Genomic DNA, 14657 nt, shown 5'->3' with positions numbered 1-14657 from the left:
GGCTTCGGGTTTTAATTTTTAATTGATTATTTGCGCAGCCGGTGCCGTTCCGGCCACAATCAGCGCTTTCATGGCCCGACCATGAACGTTGGTAACAGATTCGCTGCACTCCTGCCCATTTGGTCCCACCTGGAACGGACTCTCCACCAGGATGGGCGCCGGGCAGCATGCTGCCTGCGAACAGCGACAGGGCAGGCGAGTGCCGAGCAGCGGAGCGCCCTGCCCAGGGGAGGAAAGACAACATGGGTCGAGCGACCCGAAGAGTTGCCGCCTGCGCGGCAGCCGTTCTGCTGGCCGGTGGCCTGCAGTCGTCCCTCGCACACGGTGCCACCACCACGCCCCGGATCGACCTCACGGTCCTGGTCATCAGTGACGGCGGACCGGCGACGGCGGCGATCGCCGCCGAGCTCAAGAGCCAGGGCACCCCGTACAAGATCGTCGACCTGAACGACGCCAACCGCCCGGTGATCGACGCCGCCTTCCTCAGCGACACGCTGAACGGGCAGCCGCGCGGCAAGTACCAGGGCATCGTGCTGCCCAACGACAACCCGTTCGCGGCCGGCTCCGCCGAGATGACCGCGATCGCCACGTACGAGGCGGCGTTCAACGTCCGCCAGGTCGACGCCTACACCTACGCCCGGCCCGAGGTCGGCCTGAACTGGGCCGTCAACCCGGGCTACATGGGCACGCTGGACGGCTTCCAGGGGCAGGTCTCCACGGCCGGCCTGACGGGGCCGTTCGGGTACCTCAAGGGTTCCGTCCCGTTCGAGGACAACGACCCGAGCGTCTCCGAGAGCTACGGCTACCTGGCCACCCCGCTGGCCACACTGCCGGCCGGATCGAGCTTCACCCCGCTGGTCGAGGTGCCGATCCCCGGCAGCACCGCCAAGGGCTCGCTGGTCGGCGAGTACAGCCACGACGGCCGCAAGGAGCTGGTCGTCACCTTCGTCTACAACCAGTACCAGCAGCAGTACCGCCTGCTGGCCCGCGGCATAGTCGACTGGATAACCCAGGGTGTCCACCTCGGGTACGACCGCAACTACTTCGCTGCCCACGTCGACGACGTCTTCCTCGCCGACGACCGCTGGGACACCGTCCTCAAGTGCACCCCCGGTGACGTCACCTGCCCGCCCGGCACCCCCGAGACGGCCAACCCGATCCGGATGTCGGTCGCCGACGCGCAGTTCGCGAAGCAGTGGCAGACCACCAACAACTTCACCATGGACATGGTGTTCAACGGCGGTGGCAGCGAGGACTGGAAGGTCGACCACGAGACCACCACCGACCCGGTGGTGGACCAGATGATCGCCGACCAGACCAGCTACCGCTGGGTCAATCACACCTACACCCACCCGTACCTGGGCTGCCTCCAGGACGTCTCGGTGGTCCCGTGGAAGTGCTCCAAGGACGGCGCGGGCAACACCGTCTGGATCGACCAGGCGACCATCAGCTCGCAGATCAAGAACAACCTCGACTGGGCCACCGCCCGGGGCCTCACGCTGGACAAGACGGAGCTCGTCACCGGCGAGCACTCCGGCCTGCTGACCGCCCCGCAGGAGACCAGCGACAACCCGTTCCTGGCTCCCGCGCTGGCCGCCAACGGGGTCAAGTGGACCGCCAGCGACGCGTCCCGCGAGCCCGCCCAGCGGGCCGTCGGCTCGTCCACGCTGACCGTGCCGCGCTACCCGATGAACGTCTTCTACAACGCCGCCACGGCGAAGGAGCAGACGGACGAGTACAACTGGATCTACACCAGCGCGGCCAACGGTGGCAGCGGCGTCTGCGAGAACAACGCCAACTCCACCTGCCTGCCGACGCCGCTGGACGTGAACACCGGCTACCTCTCGTACATCGTTCCGCTGGAGGCCCGGATCGACCTCGGCCACGTGCTGAGCAACGACCCGCGGCCGCACTTCATCCACCAGTCGAACCTGGCCGAGGACCGGATCGTCTACCCGGTGCTGGAGCGGATCCTCTCGACCTACCGGTCGCTGCACGCCGACAACACCCCGATCGTGAACCTGGCGCAGAAGGACCTCGGCGTCGAGTTCCAGCGCCGCGCGGCCTGGAACACGGCGCTCTCCTCCGGCCAGGTCACCGCCTACCGGACCGGCGACACCGTCACGGTGAACGCCCCGGCCGGCGTCCAGGTCCAGGCCACCATGCCGACCGGCACCGTCCAGCAGCTCGCCATCGGCAGCACCGCGTTCGGCACCGCCTACGCCGGTTCGCTCTCCGGCTGGGTCAAGCCCGGCCAGCTGCAGAGCGGCATCCAGCTGAAGCTGCCCGCCGCGGGCACCCCGGCCGCCCCGGCCGGCACCAGCCCGAGCGTCGCCGCCAAGTCGGTCACCGCCCCGGCGCCGAGCGACACCAAGGTCGTGCCGCAGGGCACGGCGGACGCCGTCCCGGCCGGCCCGGGCGACACCGACCGCACCGACGCGCCGACCCTGGTCCCCGGAAGCGGGGCCCCGGTGGCCGGCAAGGGCGCGGTCACTGGTACCACTGCTGGTAGCACGACCGGTACCGCCGGGAAGGCCGCCGGCAAGGGCACCACCCCGCAGCACGGCAAGGCCTCCGGGGGGAAGGCCGAACCCGCCAAGAAGACCGCCGGCAAGACCGGCACCCGCTAAACGGTGACCCGGTGGCGGGCCGGTCCTCCCGGCCCGCCACCGGAACCACCCGACCCGGCCACCACGGCCGGGTGCTTGACGCAAGAACAGGAGGGGGGACAGAGATGCGCGTCACCCTGCTCACCGAGGGGACGTACCCGCACCAGCACGGTGGTGTCAGCGTCTGGTGCGACCAGCTCGTCCAGGGCATGCCGGACGTCGACTTCGACATCATCGCCGTCACCGGAACCGGCCACGAACCACTGGCCTGGGAACTGCCCGCCAACGTGCGGTCCGTCACCACCGCGCCGCTCTGGGCACCGGCCGCGGACGGCCGGGCACCGCGCGGCAAGGAGATGCGGCGCTTCCTCAACGCCTACGAGCGCTTCCTGCACTCCATCCTGGACCCGGTCTACACCACCCACTTCGGCACCGAGCTGTACGGCTTCGCCGACCTCGCCCGGCGCGGGCTCCTCAGCCCGGCGCTGCGCAGCGAGCGGGCCCTGCGCACCCTCCAGCACGTCTGGACCCGCGACTACCTCTCCACCGCCGTCTCCCGACCCACCCTGCACGACGCGCTGAACGCCACCGACCTGCTGGAGCACGCCCTCCGGCCGCTCTCGGTCGACCCGCCCCGCGACGGTGTGGCGCACGCAGCCAGCGGCGGCCTCGCCACCCTGCCCGGCCTGATCGCCTCCCAGCAGTACGGCGTACCGTTTCTCCTCACCGAGCACGGCATCTACCTGCGCGAGCGCTACCTCGGCTACCGCACCGGCCCGTACCGCTGGCCGGTCAAGGCCCTGCTGCTCGGCTTCTACCGGATGCTCGCCGAGGAGAGCTACCGGCGGGCCGCGCTGGTCACCCCCGGCAACCGGTACAACCGGCGCTGGGAGGAGCGCGGCGGCACGCCCTCCGCGCACATCCGGACCGTCTACAACGGTGTCGACCCGGCGGCCTTCCCGCCCGCCGGACCCGAGCCGGAGACCCCCACCCTCAGCTGGGCCGGCCGGGTCGACCCGATCAAGGACCTGGAGACGCTGATCCGGGCCTTCGCGATCGTCCAGCAGGAGATCCCCGAGGCACGGCTGCGGTTGTTCGGCGGCACGCCCAAGGGCGGCGAGGCGTACCGCGACGGATGCATAGCCCTGGCCGCCGAGCTCGGCGTCGCCGACTCGGTGGCCTTCGAGGGCCGCGTCGCGGACATCACCGACGCGTACGCCGCAGGGAACGTGGTGATGCTCTCCTCGATCAGCGAGGGCTTCCCGTTCACCCTGATCGAGGCCATGTCCTGCGGCCGCTCCACCGTCTCGACCGACGTCGGCGGTGTGCGCGAGGCGGTCGGCGACACCGGCCTGGTCGTTCCGCCGCGCGAGCCCGAGCCGATGGCGGCCGCCGCGATCGAGCTGCTGCGCGACCCGGAGCGCCGGGCCCGGCTCGGTGAGCAGGCCCGGCTGCGGGTGATCGAGCAGTTCACGCTCCGCCAGAACATCGACGGCTTCCGCGGCATCTACACCGAGCTGCTGGGCACCTCCCGCTGGCTGCCGGAAGGCGTGGTCGCCGTCACGGACGGCCCGCCGGACCCGGACTGGGAGCAGCCGTCCGAGCACGAGCGCAGCGAGGTCACGGCATGAGCGAGCGCAGCGAGCGAATCATCAGCAGGTGCGCGTGCCGCGAAGCGGCCGCCGAGCGCAGCGAGGTGGGCGCATGAGCGGTCCCCTCCGTCTCGTCCCCGACGAGGCCGGACCCGACTGGGCCGAGCAGACCGTGCAGCTGCGCACCCTCCCGCCGCGGGGGCGGCGCCGCCCGGTCCTGCCCGAGCAGCGCCCCGAACCGGCCGAGGACCCGCTCGACCTCTCCCCCGACCCGCTGGACGAGCTCGCCGAGCGGCTGCGCGACGTCTGCGCGGACGCCGTCCACCCGTACGAGATCGCGGCCTTCCTGGAGTCCGACGGCCTCTCCGACGAGCAGGCGGCCCTGCTGTACGGCCGCCCCGACTCCTTCACCGTCGCCGCGGAGCTGTTCGAGAAGGTCGAGCGCCGCTACCCCGGCCCGAGCGCCGAGTTCGCCAACCCCTGGCGGGCCGACCCCTGGCGCTGCGTGGTCCGGGGCCTGGTGTTCGCCCTGCCCGGCCTCGGCTACCTGCTCGGCGCCAACCTGTTCGCCGCCGACCGGATGCGGTTCGGGCTGCCCTCGGGCATGCTCGCGCTCTCCGTCGCCACCCTGGCCAGCTGGGCCTGGAACCAGGCACTGGCGCACCGCTCGTACGCCTGGCTCGGCCGGGGCCGGCGCCGGTCCGCCGCCGCCTGCCTCGCGATCGGGGCACCGCTGGGTGCGGTGGCCTCCGCCACCGCCGGGTACGTGGTCGGCGGGCCGCTGGGCGCGCTCTGCTTCGCCGCCGGGCAGTCCGGCTACCTGGCGGCGGCCACCGTGCTGCTGGTGCTCGGCCGGGAGAAGTTCCTGCTGCTCGCGCTGGCACCGTCCGCGCTCGGCGCCGGCGTGGTGCTCGCCGTCGACGTGCCGCAGGTGGTCCGCACCGCGGTGCTGCTGGCCTCCCTCGGCCTGGCCATCGGCCTGGCCGCACGGGAGCTGGTGCGCTGTCGTCGCAGCGAGCCGGAGCCGGTGCCGCTGCGGCTGCCGCTCGTCAAGGAGGTGCCGCACCTGCTGTTCGGCCTGGCGGTCGGCACCCTGACCATGATCGCCGGCCTCGGCGTCACCGTGCACGAGGCGGTGCGCACCGGAGCCGCCGAGGGCGCCTCGGCCAGCCCGACGGGGCCGGCCATGATCGCCCTGACGCTCAGTCTCGGCCTCGCCGAGTGGCTGCTCTTCCGGTACCGGGCGATGGCGGTGGCCGCGCTGCGGACCAGCCACACGCCGATCGAGTTCGTCCGCCGCACCGGCGGCGTGCTGCTCGGATGCCTGTTCATCTACCTCACCACCGTGGCCGCCCTCGACGCCGCCGCCACCGTGCTCTGGCCCGGCGCCCCGGCGCTGGGCGTCCCGGAGCTCGGCGCGCTGCTGCTGCTGGGCGGCTCGCTCTGGCTGGCGCTGCTGCTGAACGCCTTCGGGCTCAGCTGGAGCACCGCCCTCATCTGTCTGGCCGCCGCGGGTGCCGAGTGCGCCGGGCTGCTGACCGGTGTGGACCCGACCCTCCTGCAGCTGATCGGCTGCGGGGCCTCGGCCGCGCTCCTCACCGCCATCGCCGGGCCCGTGCTCGGCCGCACCACCAAACACCGCTGAACCACCACCGGCCGGGTCACCACCGTTCACACACCCGGCCCGGTCCCAGAAAGCCAGTCCCCAGAGAGAAGAAAGCGAATCACCGTATGAGCAGCGTCGCCATCACCGGAGCCGAGGGCTTCATCGGCTCCCACCTCGTCGAGGCCCTGGTGGCCGACGGCCACCACGTCCGCGCGATGGTCCAGTACAACTCCTTCTCGTCGTTCGGCTGGCTGGAGACCCTCTCCAAGGAGGTGCTGGACTCGGTCGAGATCGTCCTCGGCGACGTCCGCGACCCGGGGTCGGTCAACGGCCTGGTCAAGGGCACCGAGGCGGTCTACCACCTGGCCGCCCTGATCGCGATCCCGTACTCCTACCAGGCACCGCACTCGTACATCGAGACCAACGTGACCGGCACCCTCAACGTGCTGGAGGCGGTGCGTCACCTGGACATCCCCCGCCTGGTGCACACCTCCACCAGCGAGACCTACGGCACCGCGCAGACCGTGCCGATCAGCGAGGACCACCCGATCAACACGCAGTCCCCGTACGCCGCCTCCAAGGCCGGCGGGGACCGGCTGGCCGACAGCTACCACGCGAGCTTCGAGACGCCGGTCGTCACGCTGCGCCCGTTCAACACCTTCGGCCCGCGCCAGTCGATGCGCGCCGTCATCTCGACCGTGATCGCCCAGCTGGCCGCCGGCGAGACCGAGATCACCCTCGGCGACCTGCGTCCGACCCGCGACTTCATGTTCGTCAAGGACACCGCGCTGGCCTTCCGCACGGTCGGCACCGCCCCCGCCGAGACCGTGGTCGGCCGGACCTTCAACGCCGGCACCGGCGGCGAGATCTCGGTCGGCGACCTGGTGATCCTGGTCGGCAAGCTGATGGGCGTCGACGTCACGGTGAAGGAGGACGAGCAGCGCATCCGTCCGGCCAACTCCGAGGTCATGCGCCTGGTGGCCGACGCCACCCGGCTGCGCACCGCCACCGGCTGGGCTCCGCAGTACTCCCTCGAAGAGGGCCTGGAGCAGACCATCGAGTTCTTCCGCGACCCGGCCAACCTGGCCCGCTACAAGACCGACATCTACAACGTCTGACCCAGCCCGCCTTCCGTCCGCTCCCGGCATCGAAGGCCCCTGTCGCACCGACTTCCGTGGGGGAAACACCATGCACGCAGTGATCCTGGCCGGCGGTAAGGGCGTCCGCCTCCGCCCGTACACCACCGCCCTTCCCAAGCCGCTCGTCCCGATCGGCGACCAGCACGCGATCCTGGAGATCGTGATGCGTCAGCTCGCCGCCGCGGGCTTCAAGACCGTCACCCTGGCCATCGGCCACCTCGGCCACATCATCCGCGCCTACGTCGGCAACGGCTCCCAGTGGGGCCTGCGGGTCGGCTACGCCGTCGAGGACAGCCCGCTCGGCACCCTCGGCCCGCTGCTCACCCTGCAGGACCGGCTGCCCGAGCACTTCCTGGTGATGAACGGCGACGTCCTCACCGACCTGGACTTCGCCGGTGTGCTCAAGCACCACGAGGCGTCCGGGTCGCCGCTGACCATCGCCACCTACGCCCGCCAGGTGAGGATCGACTTCGGCGTCCTGACCACCGAGTCCGGCTCGATCACCGGCTTCCAGGAGAAGCCGACCATCGACTACCGGGTCTCGATGGGCGTGTACGGCGTCTCGCGCTCGGCGCTGGCCACGTACACCCCGGGCCTGCCCCTCGGCTTCGACGAACTGGTCCTGGACCTGCTCGCCGCCAAGACGCCGCCGGCCGCCTACGAGTTCGACGGCTACTGGCTCGACATCGGCCGCCCGGACGACTACGACCGGGCCAACGCCGAGTTCGCGCTCAACCGGTCGCTGCTGCTCCCGGGCGAGGCCGCGGAGGGCCTGTACGCCGTGCCGAGCGAGCAGGAGCTGCCGATCCCGGCCGCCCGTACCGCACCGGACGTCGCCGACCAGCCCGCCGCGGTGGGCCAGGCCGGTTCAGAGAACGACGGACGGGCCGCGTGAGAATCCTTCTGCTCGGTGCCGACGGCTTTCTCGGCCGGCACGCCGCCGTCGTCCTGCGGTCCCTGCCCGGGGCCACCGTGCTGACCGCCGGACGGCGGCCCGACCACGACCTGCGCCTCGACCTGGCAGCCGCCGGGTCGGGCCCGCTCGGCGAGGAGCTGGCCGCGCTCGCCCCCGACGCGGTGGTCAACTTCGCCGGTGCGGTGGCCGGCAGCGCCGTCAAGCTCGCCGAGGTCAACGCCCGCGGCCCGGCCGTGCTCTGCGAGGCGCTCGAACAGGGTGCCCCGAAGGCCCGGCTGGTGCACATCGGCTCGGCCGGCGAGTACGGCGTCTGCCCGCCCGGCAGCTCGCTCGACGAGGACGCCGACGCCCGCCCGGTCGGCGTCTACGGCGCCACCAAGCTGGCCGGCTCCCTCGCGGTGGCCGGCTCGCCGCTGGACGCCGTGGTGCTGCGGGTGTTCAACCCGGTCGGCCCGGGTGCCCCGGCGGGCTCGCTGCCCGGGCGGCTCGCCGCCGAACTGCGCCGGGCCTCCCCGGACGGCGCCGAGGGCGTGGTGAAGGTCGGGGACCTCTCGGCCCACCGCGACTTCGTCGACGCCCGGGACATCGCCCGCGCGGTCGGCCTGGCCGTCACCGCGCAGGGCCCGCTGCCCAGGGTGCTCAACCTCGCCTCCGGAACGGCCAGGCCGGTCCGGGCGATCGCCGACGGCCTGGTCACGGCGGCCGGATTCACCGGCCGGATCGACGAGAGCGGCGCCGGTTCCGAGCGGTCCGCGGCCGTCTCCTGGCAGCAGGCCGACGTGTCGGCCGCCGCCCGGACGCTCGGCTGGCGGCCGGAGACGGGGCTCGACGAGACGCTGCGCGACCTCTGGCTCTCCACCGAACCGCTGGTCGCCGCATGACCGGCGCAAGCCACCACGACGGCCGCCTGCTGGTGCCGCTGTACGTCCACCCCGCGGTGGACCCGGCGGCCTGGCAGGCGGTCGCCGCCGCCGACCCGAAGCGGATCGCCGCCGTCGTGCTCAACCTCGCCGACGGCCCCGGCGATCCGGACCACGTCTTCACCGACGCCGCCGAGCAGCTCCGTGCCGCCGGTCTGCCGCTGCTCGGCTACGCCGACACCGACTACGGTCGGCGGTCGCACGCCGCCGTGGTGAACGACGTCCTGACCTACCGCCAGCGGCACGGCATCACCGGCGTCTACCTCGACCAGGTGTCCACCCAGCCGGGTGCCCTGCCGCACTACCGCCGCCTCGCCACCGCGGCCCGGGCCGCCGGGTGCTCCACGGTGGTGTTCGGACACGGCGACCACCCCGACCCGGGGTACGCCGAGGTGGGGCTCGCCGACCTGCTGGTCACCTTCGAAGGGGACTGGACGGCCTACCAGTCGCTCACCCTGCCGCTCTGGACCGGCCGGCACGCCGCCGCCCGGTTCTGCCACCTGGTCTACGACGTGCCCGCCGAGCGGGCCCGCGAGGCCACCGCGCTGATCGCCGCCCGCCGGGCCGGCGCGGGCTGCGCGGTCCCGGGCGCCGGGGACAACCCCTGGAGCACTCTGCCGCACGACCTGACCGCCCCCGACCTGGCGTCGCCGGCGTGACGGTCCCGGCCGCGCACGGCCGACCCGGCACCACCGGACCGGCCGCCCGACCGACCACCGGACCGGCAGTCAGCGGATCGCCGACTGCCGCCCGGCCCGCACACCCACCGATCGCCACCGACCCGCCCGTTGCCGAACGGACCTGACCAGACCCGGAGTTCGAGCACCGTGACCCGTCGTACCCGGCCACTCCTGGCCGCCCTCGCCCTCGCCACGGCCCTGCTGGCGACCTCGTGCAGCAGCTCCGGCCCGGATGACGAGGACACCTCCTCGGCCGACGCCACCGGCGCCCAGCCCCCGGCGGCCACCGCCGACCCGGTCCCGGGCACCCCGACCGCCCCGGACAGCTCGTCGTCGGCCCCCGCCGCCACGGCGGCCACCACCCCGCCCGCGCCCGGGACCGCCACCACCGCACCGGGCACCCCGACCGGCACCACCCCGGGCACGCCGGGCACCCCGACGGGCAAGCCCGGCACCACACCGGGCACCGCACCGGGGACGCCGCCCGGCCCGGGTACGGGCACCGGAACCGGCACGGGTACGGGCGGCACCGGCGGCACCGGCACGCCGAACGGCACCTCGAACGGCACCCGTTGGCAGCCCACCCCCGGCCTCGCCTGGCAGTGGCAGCTCGGCGGCGGCGTCGACCAGTCCGTCGACGTCCCCGTCTACGACATCGACGGCTTCGAGACCGACGCCTCGGTGGTCGCCGCACTGCACGCCAAGGGCCGCAAGGTGATCTGCTACATCAACGCCGGTTCCTGGGAGGACTTCCGCCCCGACGCCGCCGCCTTCACCAAGGCCCTGCAGGGCGCCGGCAACGGGTGGAAGGGCGAGAAGTGGTTCGACATCCGCAAGCTCGACCAGCTGAAGCCGCTGATGGCGGCCCGCTTCGACATGTGCAAGCAGAAGGGCTTCGACGCCGTCGAACCCGACACCATCGAGGCGTACAACCAGAACAGCGGATTCCCGCTGACCGCCGAGGACCAGCTCCGCTACAACCGCATGCTGGCCTCGCTCGCCCACGAGCGCGGCCTCGCGATCGGTCTGAAGAACGACCTGGATCAGATCCCCGCCCTGCTGGCCGACTTCGACTTCGCCGTGAACGAGGAGTGCGCCGAGTTCGACGAGTGCGCCCGCCTCTCCCCCTTCATCCAGGCGGGCAAGGCGGTGTTCCACGTCGAGTACAAGCTCGGCACCGACCGGTTCTGCGCCCAGTCCAAGTCGCTGGGTCTCAGCTCGATGCAGAAGAAGCTCGAACTGGACGCCTGGCGGAAGCCCTGCTGAGGCAGGAGGGCCGCCGAGCCGCCAGGCGTTCCGGCGCGAGGGTTACTTGACAGCCAGCCAGATGACGGCGCCCACAACGACCAGGGCAACGACGGCGACCAGCGCGATCACACCGGTGCGGTTGCTGTTGGTGCTGTAGGTGTTGACGGATCCCGGCGCCTGGGGTGCCGGGGTCTCGTCGACGAAGGCCCGGAACATCTGGGTGCTGCCGGCGGGGTCGTAGTCGTTGTCAGCCATGGCACGGACTCTAACGAATCCCGGCACCGCGCCGACACCCCGGTGCACCCTCCCCGGCTCACGCCGGGAGGGGCACCGGGCCGGCCCCGGCCCCCGACCGGCCCGTACCGGACTCCCGCCGAACCCAGCGCTACGGGCGTGCGAAAAGCCTGTGAAGTCTGCCCGGACCGCGGAATTCCGGCCCGGCCGATCCGGTTGACTCGGATCATGACCGGAATCCACAGTGACGCCCCCCGTTATGTGCAGCTCGGCACGTCCGACCTCTCGGTGTTCCCGATCTCCCTCGGCGGCAACGTCTTCGGCTGGACCGCCGACGAGGCGCAGTCCTTCGCCGTCCTCGACGTCTACGCGGCGGCCGGCGGCAACTTCGTCGACACCGCCGACACCTACTCCTCCTGGGTGCCCGGCAACGCCGGCGGCGAGTCGGAGACGATCCTCGGCAACTGGCTGCGCAAGCGGGGCAACCGTGACTCCGTGGTCATCGCCACCAAGGTCGGTCTCCACCCCGAGGCCCGCGGCCTGAGCGCGGCCAACATCAAGGCGTCCGCCGAGGGTTCGCTGCGCCGCCTCGGCGTCGACCACATCGACCTCTACTACACCCACCAGGACGACCACACCCCGGTCGAGGAGTTCGTCACCGCGCTGGACGAGCTGGTGCGCGAGGGCAAGGTGCGCGCCGTCGCCGCCTCGAACATCGGCGCCGAGCGGCTGGCCGAGGCGCTCACCTTCGCCGAGGGCGAGGGCCTGGCCGCGTACGTCGCCGTCCAGCCGCACTACAACCTGGTCTCGCGCGGCACCTTCGAGGGCCCGCTGGCCGACCTGGTCGCCGAGCGCGGCCTGGCCACCGTGCCGTACTACGCGCTCGCCTCGGGCTTCCTCACCGGCAAGTACCGCCCGGGCGGCGAGGGTGTGGACAGCGCCCGCGCCGAGGGCGCCAGCCGCTACCTGGCCGACCCGCGCGGACCCAAGGTGCTGGAGGCGCTGGACACGGTCGCCGCGGAGCAGGACGCCGAGCTCGCCTCCGTCGCCCTGGCCTGGCTCGCCGCCCGCCCCACCGTCGCCGCCCCGATCGTCAGCGCCCGCACCGTCGAGCAGCTCCCGCCGCTGCTGGCCGCCGCCTCACTGGAGCTCACCCCGGCGCAGACCGCCCTGCTGGACGCCGCCTCCGCCTGAGCGCCGCGCTCTCCCGGCAGCACGGAGGCCGTGGACGGACCCGCGCGGGGGCGGCGGGTCCGTCCACAGCCTGTGGACAACGAGGAGGGATTTCTAGGCCCCGGGTCGCCCGAAGTGGGTCGGGTAGAAGCCGCTGGTGATCGTCGACACCCGGACCGGCTTGCCCGGCCTCGGTGCCTCGGCGAACTTGCCGCCGCCCAGGTAGATCCCCACGTGGTGGATGCCCGAGGCCCGGCCGCTGTCCGACCAGAACAGCAGGTCACCGCGGCGCAGCTGCCCCGCCGTGATCGGCGTGGTCGCCGCGTACTGGTCGTCGGCCACCCGCGGCAGGCTGATGCCCGCCCGCCGGTAGGCCTGCTGCACCAGCCCCGAGCAGTCGTACCCGGACGGCCCGTTGCCGCCCCAGACGTACGGCTTGCCGAGCTGGGCGAGCGCGTAGTCGATCGCCGTCTCCAGGCGCCCCGAGGCCGGACCGGCGTCCTGGACGGGCCGGGTGACCGGCGGCGCGGACGCCTGCGCCTGACTACCACCGGACTGGCCGGTGCGGCTCAGGTAGACGTCGTAGTGGCTCGTGTACCGCCACTCGCCACTGCCGTTCTTGAACCAGTACTTCGAGCCGTCCCAGCCCTGCCGCGTCCCGGAGGAGCCGGCTGCGGAACCGTTGGAGACGACCGCCTTGCCACCGGCACCGGAGGCCGGGCCGGAACCGGACCCCGCCCCGGTCCGGGCCGCCCCGGTCTGCACCGCCCCGGTCTGCGCCGCCCCTCCGGAGCCGCCCGTCTGGCGGGTGCGGCTGAGGTAGACGTCGTAGTGGCTCGTGTACCGCCACTCGCCGCCGCTGCCCTTGAACCAGTACTTCGAGCCGTCCCAGCCCTGCTGGCCGGGCGCCGCCTGTGCGGACCCGGCACCGGCGGTCAGTCCGACCACCCCGGCACCGGCCAGCACGCTGGTCGCCAGGCAGGTGCTCCGGACCGCGCGGTGTATTCGCCCGCCACCGGACGGCCCCGCCGGTCGGACGGTGCGCCGCGCGGCCGCGCAGTCGGGACAGGAGCAGGCCGCGATCGAGGTGGTGCTGCCGAGTCCCTCCTCGAAACCGATCAGCGCCGTGTCCGGGTCGAACGCGAACTCGGCCGCGCCCGCGAACTCCTGCCCGGGCGCGAACTCCTGGCCTGGCTCGAACGAGGAGTCGAACGCGAGTCCGGTGTCCGGGCCGGTGGCTATCCTCATGCCGGTCGTCCTTCCTTTCGCCCGGCCCGGGCGGCCGGGGACGGTACCGAGGCGGCCACTCCGGCCGGGGCGACGAAGGCGACCAGCAGTTGCTCCATCAGCGCGCTGCGGGCGGCCTCGTCCAGCTCGTGCGCGGTGGCCCGCTCCAGCCGGCGGACGGCGAGTGCCGCCGCCTCCACCGCGTCGTCCACCAGCACCGTGCGCAGGCCCGCGTCCAGATCGGCCAGCCTCCGGCGGCGCATCGACTCGGCCACCTCGGGCGCGTAGTCCAGCGCCAGCGGCTGCGCCGAGTAGACCTCCAGCCCGGCCGGGGCGACCTCGGCGGCCAGCGCCCGGGTCAGCTCGTCGGCGAACCACTGGCCGTCGCGCAGCGCGGGCCCGGGGCCCGCGTTGCTGTCGCACGGCAGGATGGAGGCGGTCCGGGTGAGCACCGCCTGGACCTGCTCCCGCAGGTAGCTCTCGTGGTCCTCGATCGACAGCATCGCGCGGGCGGTGTCCTTCACCCGCCAGACGATCAGCAGCCGGACGACGATCGGGGTGCCGGTGCGGTCGACCACCTTGACCGGCTCGCTGCGCCAGTGCCGCAGCCGGACGTCCACCCGGCGGCGGCGCAGCAACGGGTTGACCCAGACCAGGCCGGTGCGGCGGACGGTGCCCCGGTAGCGGCCCCAGCGGGTGAGCACCCGGGTCTCGCCGCCCGCGTTGACCAGCAGTCCGGCGAGCGCGAGGACCACCAGCAGTCCGGCGGCGGTGACGGCGGACACCGAACGGGCGGTCACCTCGGCCGTGCCGGCGGCCCGGACGGCCGCGGTGCGCAGGTCGGGCAGCGTGCCCCAGTGCGGGATGACGCCGTCGCGCAGGAGCACCAGCAGGACGGCCGCCGTACCGGCCAGGAGCCCGAAGAGGGCGACCCAGCCGGGCAACGCGGCGGCGCTGTGCTCGCGCAGCGCCTGGTCGGCGCGCGGGGGCCGGCGCGCGGTGGCGGTGGTGAGCGCGCTCACCGGGACCGTCTCCGTCTCCGGCGGGCCGCCCGGTCCCGCCGGTTCGGCGGCCTCCAGCGGATCGCGCAGGTCGACCGGGGCGCCGACCGGTCCGGGGACCACCGCCAGCGGGGTGGTGGCCGGACCGTTGTCGGCCGGCCTGGCGGGCTTGGGCGGCTTCGGTGCCCTGACCAGCGGGCTGGAGCCGGAGGCGGAACGTTCCGCCAGCACCGGCGGAAGCGTCTTGGGCGGGTTGTCGGGTCGCTGCGAAGAATCGCGGGTGACGTCCATGCACGGATCCTCAGGTTCAGT

At 73.1% G+C, this 14657-nt stretch carries 11 protein-coding genes and 1 pseudogene; 9 read left to right on the top strand and 3 right to left on the bottom strand.

Going from position 1 to position 14657, the window contains the following annotated elements; translation table 11 throughout:
• Window positions 1–242 precede the first annotated feature (242 nt).
• From PUR61_RS40550 to PUR61_RS40515, 8 genes and pseudogenes are all read left to right on the top strand, one after another.
• Window positions 243–2630 carry a hypothetical protein gene (locus tag PUR61_RS40550; RefSeq protein ID WP_329884936.1) on the top strand — a complete coding sequence of 796 codons (2388 nt, stop codon included), beginning with the start codon at window positions 243–245 and terminating at the stop codon, window positions 2628–2630.
• 104 nt (window positions 2631–2734) lie between these two features.
• On the top strand, window positions 2735–4240 hold the full coding sequence (pelF, locus tag PUR61_RS40545) for a GT4 family glycosyltransferase PelF (RefSeq protein ID WP_329884935.1): 1506 nt from the start codon (window positions 2735–2737) through the stop codon (window positions 4238–4240).
• A 73-nt stretch (window positions 4241–4313) separates the two neighbouring features.
• Window positions 4314–5846, top strand: coding sequence for a hypothetical protein (locus PUR61_RS40540; protein WP_329884934.1), 1533 nt, complete (start codon window positions 4314–4316; stop codon window positions 5844–5846).
• 86 nt (window positions 5847–5932) lie between these two features.
• On the top strand, window positions 5933–6925 hold the full coding sequence (locus PUR61_RS40535; RefSeq protein ID WP_329884933.1) for an SDR family NAD(P)-dependent oxidoreductase: 993 nt from the start codon (window positions 5933–5935) through the stop codon (window positions 6923–6925).
• Window positions 6926–6995: 70 nt separating this feature from the next.
• A pseudogene (locus tag PUR61_RS40530) lies at window positions 6996–7703 on the top strand (nucleotidyltransferase family protein); the annotation flags it as partial.
• A 134-nt stretch (window positions 7704–7837) separates the two neighbouring features.
• On the top strand, window positions 7838–8743 hold the full coding sequence (locus PUR61_RS40525) for an NAD-dependent epimerase/dehydratase family protein (RefSeq protein ID WP_329884932.1): 906 nt from the start codon (window positions 7838–7840) through the stop codon (window positions 8741–8743).
• Entirely contained in the window at window positions 8740–9441 is a 702-nt protein-coding gene (locus PUR61_RS40520) for a spherulation-specific family 4 protein (protein WP_329884931.1), read from the top strand. The genes PUR61_RS40525 and PUR61_RS40520 overlap by 4 nt, the downstream gene beginning before the upstream one ends.
• A 168-nt stretch (window positions 9442–9609) precedes the next feature.
• Entirely contained in the window at window positions 9610–10728 is a 1119-nt protein-coding gene (locus PUR61_RS40515; protein ID WP_329884930.1) for an endo alpha-1,4 polygalactosaminidase, read from the top strand.
• Between the two features lie 42 nt (window positions 10729–10770).
• On the opposite strand, the gene PUR61_RS40510 is transcribed toward PUR61_RS40515, so the two are convergent.
• Window positions 10771–10965, bottom strand: a complete 195-nt coding sequence (locus PUR61_RS40510) for a hypothetical protein (RefSeq protein ID WP_329884929.1) — start codon at window positions 10963–10965, stop codon at window positions 10771–10773.
• Window positions 10966–11172: 207 nt separating this feature from the next.
• Here PUR61_RS40510 and PUR61_RS40505 point away from each other — a divergent pair, with 207 nt between their 5' ends.
• Window positions 11173–12138 carry an aldo/keto reductase gene (locus PUR61_RS40505; protein WP_329884928.1) on the top strand — a complete coding sequence of 322 codons (966 nt, stop codon included), beginning with the start codon at window positions 11173–11175 and terminating at the stop codon, window positions 12136–12138.
• A 93-nt stretch (window positions 12139–12231) separates the two neighbouring features.
• Here the strand turns inward: PUR61_RS40505 and PUR61_RS40500 are convergent, their stop codons facing one another.
• Together PUR61_RS40500 and PUR61_RS40495 are read right to left on the bottom strand one after the other, a co-directional pair.
• Window positions 12232–13365, bottom strand: coding sequence for a C40 family peptidase (locus PUR61_RS40500; RefSeq protein WP_329884927.1), 1134 nt, complete (start codon window positions 13363–13365; stop codon window positions 12232–12234).
• On the bottom strand, window positions 13362–14636 hold the full coding sequence (locus tag PUR61_RS40495; protein ID WP_329884926.1) for an SPFH domain-containing protein: 1275 nt from the start codon (window positions 14634–14636) through the stop codon (window positions 13362–13364). The genes PUR61_RS40500 and PUR61_RS40495 overlap by 4 nt, the downstream gene beginning before the upstream one ends.
• Between the last annotated feature and the right edge of the window lie 21 nt (window positions 14637–14657).

It is taken from the genome of Streptomyces sp. BE20, assembly GCF_036322525.1.
Classification (GTDB): Bacteria; Actinomycetota; Actinomycetes; order Streptomycetales; family Streptomycetaceae; genus Kitasatospora.
This window is presented reverse-complemented; position numbering and strand designations above follow the sequence as displayed.